Origin of the sequence: Paenibacillus sp. ACRRY, from assembly GCF_022346995.1 — a bacterium.
In the GTDB taxonomy this organism is placed as follows: Bacteria; Bacillota; Bacilli; order Paenibacillales; family Paenibacillaceae; genus Paenibacillus.
Genome location: NZ_JAKRNM010000001.1, coordinates 1,216,199 through 1,234,005, shown reverse-complemented (window position 1 = coordinate 1,234,005; position 17,807 = coordinate 1,216,199). Strand labels below are relative to the sequence as shown.

12 protein-coding genes are annotated in these 17,807 nt (G+C 46.1%); 9 read left to right on the top strand and 3 right to left on the bottom strand.

The annotated features are described in order from the left end of the window. Nucleotides 1-4 precede the first annotated feature (4 nt). The 4 genes from MH144_RS05230 to MH144_RS05215 all read left to right on the top strand — a co-directional run bounded on the left by MH144_RS05230 (nucleotide 5) and on the right by MH144_RS05215 (nucleotide 7,627). Nucleotides 5-2,062: a glycoside hydrolase family 65 gene (locus MH144_RS05230; protein ID WP_239298089.1), complete on the top strand. Its 2,058-nt coding sequence runs from the start codon at nucleotides 5-7 to the stop codon at nucleotides 2,060-2,062. Nucleotides 2,063-2,164: 102 nt separating this feature from the next. Continuing rightward, nucleotides 2,165-3,268: a glycoside hydrolase family 88/105 protein gene (locus tag MH144_RS05225; RefSeq protein WP_239299266.1), complete on the top strand. Its 1,104-nt coding sequence runs from the start codon at nucleotides 2,165-2,167 to the stop codon at nucleotides 3,266-3,268. Further along, nucleotides 3,265-5,835 carry a glycosyl hydrolase family 95 catalytic domain-containing protein gene (locus tag MH144_RS05220; RefSeq protein ID WP_239298087.1) on the top strand — a complete coding sequence of 857 codons (2,571 nt, stop codon included), beginning with the start codon at nucleotides 3,265-3,267 and terminating at the stop codon, nucleotides 5,833-5,835. The genes MH144_RS05225 and MH144_RS05220 overlap by 4 nt, the downstream gene beginning before the upstream one ends. A gap of 238 nt (nucleotides 5,836-6,073) precedes the next feature. Next, complete coding sequence (locus tag MH144_RS05215) at nucleotides 6,074-7,627, top strand: acetamidase/formamidase family protein (RefSeq protein WP_239298085.1); 1,554 nt, start codon at nucleotides 6,074-6,076, stop codon at nucleotides 7,625-7,627. A gap of 76 nt (nucleotides 7,628-7,703) precedes the next feature. Here the strand turns inward: MH144_RS05215 and MH144_RS05210 are convergent, their stop codons facing one another. After that, complete coding sequence (locus MH144_RS05210; protein ID WP_239298083.1) at nucleotides 7,704-8,150, bottom strand: Lrp/AsnC family transcriptional regulator; 447 nt, start codon at nucleotides 8,148-8,150, stop codon at nucleotides 7,704-7,706. 329 nt (nucleotides 8,151-8,479) lie between these two features. On the opposite strand from MH144_RS05210, the gene MH144_RS05205 reads away from it, so the two are divergent. Continuing rightward, complete coding sequence (locus MH144_RS05205) at nucleotides 8,480-9,226, top strand: SDR family NAD(P)-dependent oxidoreductase (protein WP_239298081.1); 747 nt, start codon at nucleotides 8,480-8,482, stop codon at nucleotides 9,224-9,226. Between the two features lie 69 nt (nucleotides 9,227-9,295). On the opposite strand, the gene MH144_RS05200 is transcribed toward MH144_RS05205, so the two are convergent. Next, on the bottom strand, nucleotides 9,296-10,090 hold the full coding sequence (locus MH144_RS05200; RefSeq protein ID WP_239298079.1) for a helix-turn-helix transcriptional regulator: 795 nt from the start codon (nucleotides 10,088-10,090) through the stop codon (nucleotides 9,296-9,298). 234 nt (nucleotides 10,091-10,324) lie between these two features. On the opposite strand from MH144_RS05200, the gene MH144_RS05195 reads away from it, so the two are divergent. Further along, nucleotides 10,325-12,568, top strand: coding sequence for a helix-turn-helix domain-containing protein (locus MH144_RS05195; RefSeq protein ID WP_239298077.1), 2,244 nt, complete (start codon nucleotides 10,325-10,327; stop codon nucleotides 12,566-12,568). Nucleotides 12,569-12,682: 114 nt separating this feature from the next. Here MH144_RS05195 and MH144_RS05190 read toward each other — a convergent pair whose 3' ends face one another. Beyond that, on the bottom strand, nucleotides 12,683-13,567 hold the full coding sequence (locus tag MH144_RS05190) for a carbohydrate ABC transporter permease (protein ID WP_239298075.1): 885 nt from the start codon (nucleotides 13,565-13,567) through the stop codon (nucleotides 12,683-12,685). A 414-nt stretch (nucleotides 13,568-13,981) separates the two neighbouring features. Here MH144_RS05190 and MH144_RS05185 point away from each other — a divergent pair, with 414 nt between their 5' ends. From MH144_RS05185 to MH144_RS05175, 3 genes are all read left to right on the top strand, one after another. After that, nucleotides 13,982-14,839, top strand: a complete 858-nt coding sequence (locus MH144_RS05185; protein ID WP_239299265.1) for an ABC transporter permease — start codon at nucleotides 13,982-13,984, stop codon at nucleotides 14,837-14,839. Nucleotides 14,840-14,901: 62 nt separating this feature from the next. Then, the gene (locus MH144_RS05180) at nucleotides 14,902-16,401 is read left to right on the top strand and encodes an extracellular solute-binding protein (protein ID WP_239298073.1); all 1,500 of its coding nucleotides are present in this window, start codon (nucleotides 14,902-14,904) and stop codon (nucleotides 16,399-16,401) included. Nucleotides 16,402-16,433: 32 nt separating this feature from the next. Then, nucleotides 16,434-17,579: a glycoside hydrolase family 88/105 protein gene (locus MH144_RS05175; protein WP_239298071.1), complete on the top strand. Its 1,146-nt coding sequence runs from the start codon at nucleotides 16,434-16,436 to the stop codon at nucleotides 17,577-17,579. The last annotated feature ends 228 nt before the right edge of the window (nucleotides 17,580-17,807 follow it).

The following is a 17,807-nucleotide window of genomic DNA, read 5'->3' as shown; positions in this document are numbered from 1 at the left end:
TTACATGAACCGTAAAACGATTGTCACTCGAAACCATCCGATATTGACCCAGATTGAGCCCAGGTCTCCTTTGTCTGTCGGCAATGGTGAATTTGCGTTTAGTGCTGATTTTACCGGCCTTCAGACCTTTCCGGAAGCATACGAAATCCCTCTTGGCACGCAGTCCAATTGGGGGTGGCATTATACCGGAGGGCATGAGGTTTTCGGCGATGAGGATATCGTCTACCAGTCGTTTGAAACGTATGGATGGAAAGTGGAGTATCCAATGAAACCTGAGAACCGAGAAGAGGCTTATCACTGGTTGCGGCAGAATCCGCATCGTCTTCAACTGGGACGCCTCGCGTTCCGAATACTGAAAGAGGATGGAGAAGAAGCAGATACGTCACATGTGAATCCGGTACGACAGGAATTAGATCTGTGGACTGGTACACTTCACAGTGAGTTCACCGTAGATGGGTTCAAGGTTCTGGTGGAGACTGCCTGTGATCCGGAGAATGATGGCATCGGCATTCGTGTACATTCAGAATTAATCCGCAAGGGGCGTCTGCATTTGTTCCTTGTTTTCCCCTGTCCTGATATGACACATCGGAGCTGGTCCAAGTCCGTTTTTCCCGATTGGGAACAGGACAGCAGACATCGCACCGAGCTAATGGAGAACGATTCGGATTCAGCTTCACTGAAACGGATCTTGGATGAAGACGAATATGGAGTGCGGTGGATCTGGGACAAGGGGCGTCTGGAGCAGACCGGAGCACATGAGTTCACGCTTATTCCCGAAGCGCTGCAGCATTCGGATCGCTGGTTTTGCAGTGTTGCTTTTGCTGCGTCAAATCCATCAGTTCAACCAGCCGAGGCCGTATTCCAAGCCAGCTCGGTCCACTGGGAGCAGTTCTGGAACAGTGGGGCAGCTATGGATCTATCCGGTAGTAAAGATCCCCGAGCAGCAGAACTGGAGCGACGAATTGTGCTGTCCCAGTTCCTATGTGCCGTACACAGTGGTGGCTCCATGCCGCCTCAGGAAACGGGCTACATGTATAATAGCTGGTTCGGTAAAATGCATCTGGAAATGCACTGGTGGCATGCTGCACATTTTCCTCTGTGGAACCGTACAGATCTGCTTCGTCGAAGTATGGATTGGTACATCTCCATTTTGCCCAAAGCTCGTGAACTGGCACGTTCACAGGGATATTCTGGTGCGCGCTGGCCCAAAATGGTCGGATATAACGGTGAACAGAGCCCGTCACCGGTAGCACCGGGGTTAATCTGGCAGCAACCTCATCCGATGGCACTTGCCGAGATGTGTTATTTGGCCCGGCCTGAGAGGTCTGTATTGGAACGGTATAAGGACATCGTATTCGAGGCCGCTGATTTTATGGTTTCCTTTGCCCACTGGGATACAGATAAAGAGGCATATGTACTTGGACCGCCGTTGATTCCGGCTCAGGAGAATCATGCCATGAATGAAAGTCTGAATCCGCCATATGAGCTGGAATACTGGAAATTCGGGCTTGAGATTGCCGCTATGTGGGCGGAGCGGCTGGAGCGGCCAGCGAATCCGGATTGGAAAAAGGTTGCGGCTCATATGGCAAGTCCTGTGCATGAGAATGGAGTTTATCTTGCGCACGAGAATTGTCCTGACACATTTACTGCCAAGAACCATGATCATCCTTCCATGCTCGGAGCGCTTGGCCTGCTTCCTGGAACGCTGATCGACGAAAAAATCATGAAAAATACACTTCTCAAAGTGAAAGAATGCTGGGACTGGGAATCCGCATGGGGATGGGACTTTCCGATGTGTGCGATGACAGCGGCAAGGCTGGGAGAACCTGAGCTAGCGATTGATTTTTTATTGATGGATGCCACCAAAAACACCTATTTGCCCAATGGACACAATTATCAAAGGCCAGGATTATGGGCGTATCTGCCTGGAAATGGTGGACTGTTAACTGCAGTAGCAATGATGGCTGCCGGATGGAGCGGTCAGGAAGGTGGGAACAATCCGGGATTTCCGCAGGACGGAAGCTGGTCAGTTCAATGGGAGGGGCTTCACCCCCTGACCTGATCCCGATTAGATTCGAATTTGCTTGAGCAATAAAACGCGAGCGAAAAAGGAGCGATTACGTTGGTTGAAACGTTAACAAAGGTCTCTACTCAAAATCGCAGAATGTCTGCCAAAATTGCGGATACGCTGGTCTCCGAATGCCGGGATGGCAATCACCCCAAAATTGCGGGGAAATGGGGGTACGTTGCCGGAATGACGCTTCTGGCCCTGGAACGTGCCGCAGTATGGAACAGTGAACCTCGATACAATGAATTGGTTCGCCATCACATGGATGGCCTGATCGATAAAGATGGCACGATCAGTAACTACCAACTTGAGGATTATAACCTGGACATGATCAATGAAGGTAAAAATCTTTTTTCCATGTGGAAGCAAACTGGGGAAGAGAAATATCATCAAGCCATTTTACGACTCGTCGCCCAGCTGAAAGGGCAGCCCCGAACCAGTGAGGGTGGATTCTGGCACAAAAAAATATATCCGTTCCAGATGTGGCTTGACGGGATCTATATGTCTTCTCCGTTTCTGGCTGAGTATGGCCGTGTGTTCGATCACCCTGAGACCTTCGATGAAGTCGCGCGTCAGATTCTGCTGATTGAGCGGAAGACCAGGGATCCGCGAACCGGTCTGCTACACCATGCATGGGATGAGAGCAGGGAACAGCGCTGGTGCGACAAAGACACGGGTCAATCGTTCCACGTCTGGGGCAGGGCGATGGGGTGGTATGCGATGGCAGTAGTGGATGCATTGGAGCATTTTCCAATTAATCATCCTCAGCGCGGCCAGATTATGGGCATCTTCGGGAGAATGGCCTATGCAATCGCCCATGCCCAGGATCAGGAGAGCGGACTGTGGTATCAAGTCATGGACCAGAACGGCAGGGAAGGCAATTATTTGGAAGCATCGGCTTCGTGCATGCTGACCTACGCCCTCGCCAAAGGTCGGCGTCTGCATTATTTGGCTGAATTGGATCGCAAAGTTGTTGATCTGGCGTATGCCGGTATTCTCCGTCACTTTGTCACGGAGGATGAACAGGGGGTGCACCTGCACCGCATTTGTCATGGGGCTGGACTCGGAGGCAAGAAATATCGTGACGGTTCTTATGCCTACTATATTAGCGAACAGATCGTTAGCGATGCCCAAATGGGAGTCGCGCCATTCCTGCTGGCCAGTATTGAAATGGAGATGCGGGAAGCAGGGAAAGCGTGAAGAAATCTATCGGATTTCAAGCGGGCAGACCCGACAAAAACAAAATGATTCTAAAGTATCCCGCTTCATGGTGGAAGGGGATGTGGCGGGAGGCTCTTCCTTCCGGTAATGGAATAATGGGTGCCTCTGTGCGAGGTGGTATACATCAAGAGGTGATTTTACTGCAGCATGGTGAACTATGGCATTGGGGAAGAAAGGATGAACTCCCCGACGTCAGTCACACATTGCAGGAGACTCGGAGACTTATGGATGCTGGGGAATATTCGGAGGCAAGCTGGCATCTGACCCGTGCTGTGCAAGCGGAAGGATATGCTTCCAAACTATCCTCTCGTTTTCCTCTGGCTGAATTGTCACTCACCATGAATTGTGACAACGCTTTTCACCATTATCGCAGGGAATTGGATATGGAAACGGGAGAAATTCATGTCTGCTGGGAGGAAGGGGAACGAAAAATTTCAAGGAGTCTCTTTGTCTCTCGTGCAGATGATTGTGTGGTGTTCAAAATAAACGCTGAAGTATTGAGCACGAGTGATTCTCCACAGGTTCGGGAAACAGGAAGTACGCCAATGATATCGGGAAGTGTGGGGCTTCAATTTCCACCAGGTGACCATGAGCGGGAAGATGAAGAGTTTAAGGAACTGAAGATGTCCGTCATGGTCAGAACGGATGAAGATGAGCAATACGTATTTTATGGTGGCAGAAATGACGATGGACAGGATTATGGCGCTGTAATGCGTCTAATCTGTGTGGAAGATGAACCTGGGGCTGGAGTGAGGCCATCCCGGAGAGCATTACATTTCCCGGGAAAAGGGGTTGCCATTCCAGACAAGGATCAGCATGATGACAGCGGAAGACAAGCAGTTCACGCAGTACTCCCGTTCGAAACGTCAGGCGATGTGCTCGTTCTCGTTAAACTGTTTGTTACAGGCAAGCGAGAAGAGGAATGGGCACGGCTGAAGCAGGAGCTGGCAGGGTTAGATGCTGATTATAATTCAATGTTATCCAGACACAAGGAGCTTCATCAGCCGCTGTTTCACTCCGTAGAGCTTGATCTGGATGATGCGGCTGATGACGGACTCAGTAATGAAGAGCTTCTGCTAAATGCCTATGAAGGCAAAGCTCCCTTGGGGCTGATTCGCAAGATGTGGGCATATGGTCGATATTTATTCATTAGCGGAACCTCTGAGGAAGGAAATATACCTTTTGGTCTTTACGGACTATGGGGAGGAGATTACCGATTAATCTGGGGTCATCACATGGCGAATGAAAATGTGCAGATGATGTATTGGCATTCGGCGGTTGGGGGATTGTCCTGCATGAACCTGTCTTTGTTTCGGTATTACAACGGTTTGATGGATGTCTTCAAGGAAAATGCACGCAAGCTCTATGGCTGTCGCGGGATCTACATCCCCGCTGGAACTACGCCAGACATGGGCATCCCTAATCAGATTGTTCCTGTCATCATGAACTGGACCGGAGCAGCCGGGTGGCTGGCCAAACATTATTATGAGCATTTTTGGTATACGGGTGATTTGCAATTTCTGCGTGAGCAGGCGTTGCCTTTTATGAGAGAGGCAGTGCAGTTTTATGAAGATTTTCTGGTGCTGGACGAAGAGGGAATGTATATGATATATCCATCCGTTTCACCCGAGAACACACCGCAGAATTTCATGCCAATGGATGGAAAGCAGCTCGCGCATCCCATGCCTACAGCCATTAATGCCACAATGGACGTCGCCATCATTAAGGAATTATTGCAGCATACCATACAAGCGAGTCGGATAATCGGTGCTCACACCAGCAAAATACCAGAGTGGGAAGCCATGCTTAAACGTCTGCCTTCATACATGTTGAATGAGGAGGGGGCTGTCAAGGAATGGCTTCATCCTGCGTTTGAGGATCGGCAAGATCATCGTCATCTGTCCCATCTATACCCTGTTTTTCCAGGACAGGAAGTCAGCCTTGAAGACGACCCACTACTATTTGAAGCCTTCGAGAAAGCAGTACACCAGCGGAAACTTGGAGCACAGAGTGGATGGTCCCTGGCTCACATGTCATCGATTTATGCCCGGCTGGGCGACGGAGAACGGGCTCTGGACAGTCTGGATCATCTTGCCCGGTCCTGTGTTCTATCTAACGGATTCACACTTCATAACGATTGGCGCAATATGGGAATATGCCTGACGTTAGATACAGCTCCAGTTCAGCTGGATGCCAATATGGGCTGGGTTAATGCCGTACAGGAAATGCTGCTTATGGTCTCGCCTCAACGGATCAAGCTGCTCCCGGCACTTCCTGCCAGAATGTTGCGTGGAGAGCTTCAGAATTGGCGCATACACGGAGGCACTCTGTCGCTAACATGGGACCGCGTGTCAGGGACATTTCAAGCCGAGTTAGCCGCCATTCGGCCGGTGTCTACGAAACTTCAGCTTCCAGACTGGGTTGATATTTCCTTATGTAAACAGCGCGGGGAGAAGAAATTCAAATCAATCTCCATGGAAAACGGTGCATTCCTGCTTCAATTAGAAGAGGGGGAACAGTGGTCAGTGGAACTGAACACGGTGTAATATGAGACGCTTAAGAAGTCGCCCAAGTGGCGACTTCTTTTATTGTGTTACTAGATCATAGAATCTCTGGAGGATTTGTAAAAGTTAATAATATTAATATATTTTCGCTGTTTATATTAAGAAAATAAATCAAAAAACGATTAAAACTTTATATTGTTAACTTTCGGATTGTCTGTTATACTTCGGTTCATAACAAGTTAACTAATATGACATGAGAAGATGACAGGAGGAGTTATGAATGGGAAATCGATTGAAATGGAAGGTTTTCGCTGCTTTATCCATTGGTTCACTGCTAATACCAGGTGTGAATGTAGTTAATGCTGACATTGATCAAGTGTCGATCAAGCCAAAGACACATGTCCTGAAGGCGAATTCAGAAAATGTCCGGTGGGGCAATATCGGCAAGGGTGAAGCGGTACTAACCGTCAACTCCGGAGATATCGTTACGGTGGATGCGATTACTCACCATTCCGGTGACGATTATGAACGAATGATCAAAGGTGACGCAGGTGTCGAAGATATTTTTCATTGGACCGAATCCGAGAAGACGGAAGCAGATCGTGGTCCGGGAGTACATATCATGACAGGCCCAATCGCGGTTGAAGGAGCGGAACCGGGAGATGTACTGGAAGTGAAGATTTTGGATATGAAACTTCGTCCTAATGGCAACGGCGAATATGCAGGGAAAACGTATGGTTCCAACGTGGCTGCAAACTGGGGGCTGCTATATGGCGAGATGGAAGAAGAACCGGTGACTCGTGAGGTTGTGACCATTTACGAGATGGATTCAGAAGGCGGTACGGATTATGCTAAGGCACTGTATAGCTACAGATGGACACCTCAAACGGATCCGGATGGAACTGTGCATCCTACAATAGATTATCCAGGTGTGGTTGTCGACCATACAACGGTGGAGGAAAATCATAATGTTCTGAAAGACGTTCGAGTGCCTGTTCGGCTCCATTTCGGTACCATGAGTGTAGCTCCGAAGGAAGCGGATATCGTTGATTCCGTTCCACCTTCCTATTATGGCGGAAATATCGATGACTGGCGTGTTACCGAAGGAGCAACCATGTACTATCCGGTTTCCGTCCCGGGAGCACTGCTGTCGATCGGTGATCCGCACGCAGGGCAAGGAGACTCTGAATTAAATGGAACAGCCATTGAAACTTCTGTAACCGGAGATGTTCAGATTATTCTTCATAAAAAGGATCAGCTGGATAACAAATTAAAGTCGTTAAATTTCCCGCTGCTGGAAAATGAGAACGAGTGGGTAGTCCATGGTTTCAGCTACGCGAACCATCTTGAAGAACTGGGTGAGGATGCCCAGAAGGAAATCTTCAATAAATCTTCCCTCGACAAGGCGATGAAAGATGCGGCGCATAAAACCAAGGCGTTTCTGGTGAGAGGCATGGAACTAACCGAAGACGAGGCTTACTCTTTAATGTCGGTAACCACCGATTTCGGAGTTACTCAGGTGGTCGATGGGAACTGGGGAGTTCATGCTATTATTGACAAAAAATTGTTTGGAGAAGCTGAACGGACTATGACGCCATTACGCAGCAGCTTTGAACAATTTGGTGCCAAGATCGAATGGGAGCCAAAAACGAAAATGGTTTCAATTCTGTATAATGGCAATACACTGTCAGCAAAGATTGGAGAAACGAAGGCTGCATTCAATGGAGAAACCGTTAGATTGATTGCTCCTATTCAATTAAATGCCCAGAAGTCAGCGGAGGTAAGCGAGTACTTCGTCGATTTCTATCAAGCCAAGCTTTCGAAGACAAACTAACCCATTTCATAAAGCAATAATACCTTAATATTAACAACAAGAACCGTTGGTCTTTATGCCTGACGGTTCTTGTTTTTTAAATATTCAATCCATCCTGATTTTTGTGTCGTTTCATCAGAATCTGGGTTTCAGCGCGGACGATACCTTCCAGCGAATAGATGGATTCATTCATGAATTGTTCCATCTCTTCAATACTCTCGACAAGAATATGTATATGGAGAATGCAGGGGCCTGTCATTTCGTATAACACAGCAACTCGGTCATTTTGTTTCAGCACATTTATGATCTGATTCAAATGTGCAGGTTCCACTTCAAGCTCCAAATAGGCGGATATCTTTTTGCCGAGCTTTTCGGCACTAATCACAATGGAAAACTGTTCAATAATTCCTTGATTGACAAGCCGGTCTATGCGCTCTTTGACGGCAACACCAGACAATCCAACCTCTTTGGCCAAATCGGTATAGGATATCCGGCTGTTTTGAGCCAGTCTTCGTAGAATATGACTATCAATTGAATCTAGCATGAGTCTCACTCCTTTCCGCTTCATATTGTAACAGAAAATAAGACAGCCCGCCCGTGCGGGGTACATAATCCCAGTGATTTGGAACACACTAACAAACGCAAGGGAATGAGGAGTTTTTTTGCGAGTTGCTTTCAATATTTCTGCTTAATATTACTTAATATGTTAACTGGTAAATATATAGTAGCTTGACAATACTCATTAACAGGAGTACGATTAATTGTGTCAAATAAATGACAAAACTCACGTTATTGCTTAAACCATATGATTATGGTTACATATAAATCACGTTTAGTTTTGTCTAAATTACAACAATTACTGGAGGAATCACCATGACTAATCTTAAAGACAAAGTAGCAATCATTACAGGCGGAGCTTCCGGAATTGGTTTGGCTACAGTAAAAGCCTTCTTGGATAAAGGTTCGAAGGTTGTTATTGCAGATTATAATGAAGAGCACGGTAAAGCTGCCGAGCAGGAATTAAAACAAACATATAATGATGATGTACTGTTCATTAAAGTCAATGTTGCCGACGAAAAACAAGTTGAAAACTTGGTAGCAGAAACAGTGAAACAGTTTGGTAAACTGGATGTCATTTTCAATAATGCAGGCATTGGTGTGCAAAAGCCTTCGCACGAATTGACTGACGAAGAATACAAACGTGTCATTGCTATCAACCAGGACGGCGTATTCTACGGTGCGAAATATGCGATCCGTGAAATGCTGAAAACGGGCGGAGGATCTGTAATCAGCACTTCTTCGATCCTAGGCTCCGTTGGTGAACCAACATCCATGCCTTATGCGGCTAGTAAAGGTGCAGTCAACCAAATTACGAAATCACTCGCTCTGGAGTATGCTGACCGTAATATCCGTGTCAACGCAGTTGCTCCTGGATTTGTGGAAAGTGGCATGGTAAACAAAGAAGCTCTTGGTGAGTTCTATGATAGCCTGGTTGCTAAACATCCGATTGGACGTCTGGGCAAACCGGAAGAAATTGCACATGCAGTCGTATTCTTGGCCGAAAATGATTTCGTTACAGGAACTACAGTCTTCGTAGACGGCGGATATCTTGCTAAATAAATATGGATTTTAATATGAAGGAGGCTCCCTTGAAGGGAGCCTTTTTTTAATTCCTATTTTGGTTTGTTGTCATTTTAAGTAGGTGCTCACATTATTTCGAAATTCCCTGGGTGTAATTCCATACATGGCTTGAAAAACGCGATTAAATGTCCGCTGGCTTTCGAAGCCTGCACTGCTGCTTACAGTGGTTAAGGATACATTCGTAGTTCGGATTAATTTGGCTGCATATTCGACCCGCAACATGGAGAGGTAATTGCGAAAATTCATCTGTATCCGTGTGGAAAAGATGTGGGATATATAATATTTACTCACATTAAACTCGGCAGCAAGTGTGTCCAGGGAGAGGGGCTCCGTAAAATGATTAGCCATGTATTCCATAATTTTATGAGGCATATCCAGTACAGGAGTTCGTTGTCGCTGTTCCAGCTGGGTTTGAGACAGCAGATGCGACAAGATGATATGGGCCCAACCAAGCTTGATGGCATAGTCATCTTCTTTTTTCACCTTTCTAAATGCATACACCGCATCTTTATGTACATATTTCTTCAAAACAAAGGGAGTTACAGGCTGAAGCTGATTGAAATCGGGGAAAATGCCTTCAAATACTTTGGGATTAATAATAAGCAGAATGGCATTTGCAGTTTGTTGACCACTTTTAACATATCGATGAATGATATCCGGAAAAATGACAGCTGCGTCACCTGGTTGCAATTCATAAGAAACGTCGCTAATCTCGACAGACTGTGTGCCTGAGAAGACGTACAATACCTCAATTGCACTGTGCATATGTGTGGGAAAAGCGATTTGCCTGGCATTGCGGATAATTGCAAAATCATCTTTGCGAATCTCGTAAAATGGCAGCATGATTCAATCACTCCTGTGCAATATTTGGCTACTTTCTAATACGTTATGTCTAAACTCATATCATTTGCTGTGTTAAAATTCAAGTGAATATTACCAAATGGAGGGAGAAAGCAAGAATTTCTCCTCCTTTATTTGTAATCGCTTACACTTGAATGAATCATTGATCTTCGATATTTGTATGCCGATGGATAACCAGTGAATAACGCTACAATGTTGGAAGGAGGGAACTGTACTTTGAGAAAAAGTAAAACGTTTTACAATATTTTTATTCCGGTTCTGCTCCTTAGTGTTGGTATTGTTATCAGCTTTGGGAGTTACATCTATATCTCAACCACCAATTCAGTCGTGGACCGGGTAGGAGACGGCCAACAGAGCCTAATCACACAGATTCGTAATACGTTGGAACAGAAAATTCAAACCATAGAATATGCGTTTGCTACCTATAGCACGACTCCGTCATTTCGATCGGTCATCAATAGTCCGATGACGGAACAGGAATTTGAAGCGTATCGGGAGTTGAAGTCTCAACTGGGCTATATTGCTACGATGGGTCTTGAAGGAGTTCAGTACACATTAGTCAGCTTGCAGCAGAAGTGGAGTTTGTCCAATGGTACGGTGTTCCGATTGACTTCTGAAGAGACACAGGAGTATCAGAATCAGTTCGCAGAGCAGGAAGGCAGCGGCTTATATTGGACGAAAACGGCAGATGGTATCCGGCTCCTGCAGGGACTTCCTGTACATTCCAAGAAAAAACAAGCCATTGCTTTGTCAGATCTCTCCCTTCAGACGCTTAATCGTTCGCTTTTGGTTAAGCCGAATACATCCATCTATATTTTAAACAAACAAGGGGAGGCCCTGTACACAACGAAGTCGGATCAAGAGCACTTATCCAACCAGCAAATGAAACTTATCAGCGAGCGTACTGTCAATCAAGCACAGACTGGGCAATTGGAACTGCCAGGCACGACGGGGGATAAAATCATCGCCCTATACGCACGATCAGATTACAATGGCTGGACGTATGTTACGCTGCTTGACCCCAAAGAAGTCAGCGGCGCCTTAACGCCGATCCGAATAGGTCTTATTGTGATGGGGATCGTGATCATGGGGCTTATGGTCATTATAGCTTACATCATTTCCATCTATCTCACCAAGCCTTTTCGCAAAATTCAAAAGAGTCTGGCAGACACTTCCAAGCCAATGGTCAAGGATGAAGTCGATTGGATTATTCAGTCGATCGATTCAATCGTATCCGAGAAAAAGGATCTGGAACAGCTCATTCAGCTTGAAAAACCTAAACTCGAATCCCAATTTGTTCTTAATTTACTACAGAACCGTCTGACAAGAGAAGAAGTAGAGAAGAATCTGGAGCGATTCGGATATAACATCGACAGCAGTACGGTTTTCATCACGATGCTGATCCAAGTGGATCGATGCGGTGAAGGGTCACTGTCGGACAAAGATATTCTTTTACTTACAGTAAACCAATTGGTACAAGAGATTATTCCGGAGACAGAACGCATGCTGCCCGTCGTATTGAACGAGCGCACTCAAGCGACGTTATTGTTTTGCAGTTCGGACAAAGTAGCTGAGATGCGGAACCTGATCTCGCAATATGCGAAGAATATGATCATTTCTTCGAGAGATTATTGGAATGCCTCGGTGAGTGTGGGTGTTAGTGCACCTTATGAGGATCTAATGAACAGCCGTGAAGCATGTGCAATGAGTCTTGAAGCGTTATATCAGCGCTTGAAACTGGGTAAGGAATCCGTCATCTTTTATGAAGATATCTCTAGAGGGAATACCGGACCAACGTTACTTCATTACCCCAAGGAGCTGGAATCCCAGCTCTTTGATGCCATTCGGCTTGGAGACAAGGATGAAGCAACCCGGACGCTGTATCCTCTTCTGGCCGATATGATGAAGCATAGCCAGAATCCAATGAACCTGGAGATCACGCTGATTCGATTCGTGAACAACCTGATCCATCTGGAGCAGCTGATCGGGGCAGAAGTTTTGTTAACTCAGAGCAATGCCACGCTGTACCAGAGGCTCCTGAACACGCTAAACCCGGAGGAGATCGAGCATATTTTGGTTCATGAAGTCATTTATCCAATGGTTGTTAGTATGCAGGAAAAGGCGAACCACCAATTTCGTTCGGTCGCTGATCAGATCGCTGCTATTGTTCGTACGGAATATGATCAGGATCTTTCACTCGAATCCATTAGCGAAAGGCTGCATTATACCCCCAATTATCTCAGCAGCATATTCCGCAAAGAATATGGGATGACCTTCAGCGATTATTTGATGGGGTTCCGGCTTGAAGTGGCGAGGAAATGGCTGGTTGATACAGACATGCCGATCAAGGATATCGCAGAACGTCTCGGCTATCAGAATTCGCAGAACTTTATTCGATCGTTCCGCAAAAAAGAGCATGTCACGCCGGGCGCCTATCGAAAAATGAAACTAGAGCTGTGAAGGTAAGGGAGTTATTCCACCATGGCGATTACGTTTGGAGTAATGTAAGCAAACCAATCCCCTTAGGTTCTTGGCCTAAGGGGATTGGTTTTATATCGAGAAGCAGCATATCGATCAACCTTTTACTGATCCGAGTAAAGCTCCTTTTGTGAAATGTTTCTGTACAAAAGGATAGGCAATGAGCATGGGGACGGTTGCAACGACGATTACACTCATCTTAATGGTCTGTGACGGGGGTACAATATCAACCGCAGAACTATTGCCTTCCATTCCACTCGATACAATGACGATCTGACGAAGAAGTACCTGCAGCGGCCACATTTTGGATTCATTGAGATACAGAATGGCGTTCATATAAGTATTCCAGTAGGAGACACCGTAAAAAAGGGATAATGTGGCAATCGATGGCAGAGCTAGTGGAAGCATGATCTGCCACAATATGCGGAAGTCATTCGCACCGTCAATTTTGGCGGATTCCTCCAGGCTGTCCGGTAAGGCTTGGAAAAAGTTGCGCATGATAATCAGGTTAAACGCGTTAATGGCTGTAGGGATTATCATGGACCAGTAGGAGTCGATCAACCCGGCTGCTTTGACGATTAAAAAGGTGGGAATCATGCCACCGCTGAACAACATGGAAAATACGACGATAAAGTTGATGACGTTTCTCCCCAGAAGATACCGTCGGGATAATCCGTACGCCATAAGTGCTGTAAGTGTCATGCTGACAGCGGTACCGATGAGGGTGATGAAGATGGAAACACCGAGTCCTTTGAAGATGGTTGGAGTAGACAGGATATACCGATAGGCGTCGAGCGAAAATGACGTTGGGAACAGAATAAATTTCTTCTGCACGATCTCCTGGGTTGAGGCAAATGAACTGGCAACCACATTAATGAAAGGCAAGAGACAGGCAAGGGCAAAAAGGAGAAGAAGTGTATAGTTCACTACGTTAAATATGACGCTTCCGAGCGTTTCCTTCTTGAGTACGGCTTTTGACATGTCGATAGGTTCCTCCTTAAGAATTGATCTCTTCCCACCATATCAAGGGTTATGGATAACGTATATAATCATATCCTAAGACCTTGCTGCAGCCGGTTTGAGAGGAGAGTTCAAGGAGAATCAGCATGATAATCATTAACCGAGTTAATAATCATAAGCTACAATCCGCACGGGAAAAAGCCTTGTCACAAGCCCTTATGTCATGACTACCGGAAGCATGATAGCTAATGATTATGTACGGAATGAATCTGAGCGGATATGCTTGACTTCGAACACATGTTAACCGATCAAGGAGGTCAGCGAGCAGTGAAAGATTCCAATTCCTCAGTTGTTTCGTTACAAGGCAAACTGCATCGAAAAACCGGAATCGGTCATCAATTAAGAAGTGTTGCCGCCAACAAACTTCTATACCTGATGATTCTTCCGGGGTTTGTCTACTTTGTTATCTTCAAGTATTTTCCGATGGGTGGACTGATCATTTCATTCCAGGACTATCAGCCGTATCTCGGTATTAAGGATAGCCCGTGGGTCGGATTCAAGCATTTCATTCGGCTGTTTACCGAACCAACCTTTGCCATGCTGCTCAGCAACACACTAATATTGTTTGCACTTGAATTGATCATTTTTTTTCCGATTCCCATTATTCTTGCCCTGATGCTAAATGAAGTCAGACATAAGATGTTTAAAAATTCAATTCAGACCATTGTGTACATTCCACACTTCATGTCCTGGGTCATCATCGTTTCCATTACCTATGTATTTCTGAGTGTGGATGGCGGGGTTGTCAACGAGATGATTGCTGCTTTTGGCGGAAACAAAATCAGCTTCCTTACCTCACCAGAATGGCTTCGTCCCATGTACATTCTGCAAATCATCTGGAAAGAGGCCGGATGGTCCACCATCATTTATCTTGCAGCGATTACCGTAGTAGACACGCAGCTTTACGAAGCGGCAGATATGGACGGCGCGAGCCGGTTACGTAAAATGTGGCATGTGACTCTGCCAGCCATTCGCCCCGTTATTATTACGTTGTTAATTCTGAAGATCGGTAATACGCTTGAGCTTGGTTTTGAACATATGTATTTGCTTCTTAATTCACTCAATCGGGAAGTTGGAGAGATCTTCGATACGTACATCTTCACGGCTGGCTTGAAGAACGGGCAATTAAGCTTTAGTACTACGGTTGGCTTGTTCAAAGGCTTGGTTGGATTGATTCTGGTGATCATAGCCAATAAGCTCGCCAAAAAGTTTGGTGAAGATGGAGTCTATTAACTCGCTTAGAATAGCTGAAATAGATAACAACAAAACTCAAAACATGTAAAGGGGATATGTACATGAAATTCCGTTACGCCAAGTTGATAGCGCTTTCTATTTGTGGCAGTCTGCTGCTCAGTGCCTGCGGGGGAGAGAATGCAGAGCCGCAAACGAATGCAGAAGGAAAGCCTATTATTAGCTGGTTGAACATACTGCATTCTGCTTCGCCGCCAACGGATACTGTGTTGAACAAAATCGAGGAACTGACGAATACGGATATTCAATTTTCCTGGATTCCGGATGCCTCGAAAGAGGAGCGTTTGAACACCTCTTTAGCCTCTGGCTCTCTGGCTGACATTGTTTCACTCACGATTCTGGAGAATTCGTCGGTTCGAAATGCCCTGAAGGCCGGTGTCTTCTGGGAAGTGGGACCTTATCTGGACGAATTCCCGAATCTGAAAGAGATATCTGCGGATATGAGAAACTCTGCTTCGATTGATGGGAAGTTGTATGGCATTCCAATGCAGAAACAGGTTTCCCGTAACGGTGTTATCATTCGCAAAGACTGGCTCGATAACGTGGGATTACCTATACCCAAAACAACTGCAGAGCTGATGGAAGTTGCCAAAGCATTTACCGAGCAGGACCCTGATGGTAATGGCAGCAAAGATACGACCGGTTTCATTGATCGCAGCGATCTTGTATTCGGTGCTTTCAAGACACTGGGTTCATACTTTGGAACTCCGAGCGGATGGGCGGTCAGCGAGGATGGCAAGGTAACGCCCGAGTTTGAATCCGAAGGTTACGTTAAAGCAATGGATTATATGAAGGAGCTGTACAACAACGGCTATATTAACCAGGACTTTGCAGTAACGGCCAAAAAAGATCAGCAGGAGGGTTTTGCTCAGGGGAAAGCGGGAATCTATGTTGGTGCGCTGTTTGATAGTAAAAACCTGCTCAACCTGGCCAAAGGTGTACAGGATGACATGGATTTGATCATGGTAAACGACATTACTTCTACAGGTAACGAAAGTGATCGGGCCATCTGGTCCACGTCCAATGGTGTAGGCGGGCTGCTGGCATTCCCCAAATCGGAAGTGAAGGATGAGGCTGAGTTAAAACAGGTCTTGAAATTCATGGACGATCTGATGAGTGAAGAAATATATACATTAATGACTTATGGTATTAAGGATGTACACTACAGCCTGGAGGGCAATGCGGCAACAATTACCGATACCAAGCTCTGGGAACAGGAAGTACAGCCGTTCTCTTCCTCACGTCCGAATGAGAATGGATACGACATTCATGATTCTGACCCATTACGGGTGGAGTCTGATCGTTTAATTCAGGAGAACACAAAGTATGCAGTGCTTAATCCGATGTACTCTCTTGAATCTGCGACGTTCTCGGAGCAAGGATCGGAACTGCAAAAAATCATCACGGATGCTACGTACAAATACATTCTCGGCAAGTTGGACTTGCAAGGATTCCAGGATGCGGTGCAAACTTGGAGAAAGTCCGGTGGCGATAAGATTATTACGGAATATGAGGCTGCATATCAAGCTGTGCAGAACAAATAAAATCATGACTCATCGAAGGAGGAAGATAAGCCATGATTCAGATTCAGTCTCCATGCCTGTGGGCAGTGCATACCGCAGATACCATTATGGAGCGTACGCCCAGACTGTATGAGGCAAACGGATATCATGGGAAATGGTCGTATGATTATGGGGTTATTCTGAAGGGATTTGAGCTGCTGTGGAAAGTGACCGGCGAAAGCAAGTATGCAGAGTACATTCGGGACAACATGGATTACTTCATACAAAGTGATGGAACAATTCGCGGATACCGCCAGGATGAGCATAATATTGATCATCTGAATAACGGCAAGCTGCTGTTTGGATTGGTTCAGATGACTGGCGAGGAAAAATACCAAGTGGCTGCCTCTCTTCTAAGGGAGCAGCTTCGCAGTCACCCGCGTACATCAGAAGGGGCGTTCTGGCATAAGCAAGTGTATCCTTATCAGATTTGGCTGGATGGATTGTATATGGGCACGCCGTTTTATCTTGAATATATGCTTCAGTTCGAACAGAAAGATGAGCAGGATCTGGATGATGTGACAAGGCAGTTTATTCTCTGCGCACAACACAACCGTGACGGGAAGACAGGTCTGCTCTACCATGCCTGGGATGAGAAGCGAACGCAGCCTTGGAGTGATCCGAATACCGGACAATCGCCCAACTTCTGGGGCCGGTCCATGGGTTGGTTCGTCATGGCGCTGGTTGATGTACTGGAATTGCTTCCGGACACTCATCAGGACCGCGCGAAGCTGATTGAAATTCTGAATGATACGATGTCAGCACTGCGAAGTTTCCAGGACTCTTCTTCCGGGGTGTGGTACCAGGTAATTAATGAAGGAACTCGAAAAGGAAATTATCTGGAGGCTTCTGCCTCCAGCATGATCGTGTATGCCATGGCCAAAGGCATTCGACTCGGTTGGTTACAGGACGAAAACTGGGTGAACTCGCTGGACCATGCCTACGCCGGTTTAATTTCAGAATTTGTCATGGAAACCAAAGAAGGCTGGATCAATCTGTACAAAAACTGTCAGGTTGCAGGTCTTGGAGGAGAACCGAGACGGGACGGTACCTATGCTTATTATATTAGTGAACCCATTATTACCAACGATCAAAAGGGACTGGGAGCTTTCTTGCTGGCCTGCACCGAATATGAATATATGTTAAATCGAAAGGGATAGTTCATTCCACCTGTAAATGCCCGTATCCGTTAAATGGATCAAAACGATACGGGCATAACATACTCCTTACACCTTTTTTGTTCACAGGACAATACGGGTTATTCAATTTGATTAATTGTGATAACGCTTACATTGGATGAAGGGGGTGATTGGATCCGCTGAAGGTTAATTGCCTCTCAGTGCTGCGTTTGCCAATTGGAGTATACGAAACCGGAGGAGGAAGATTTA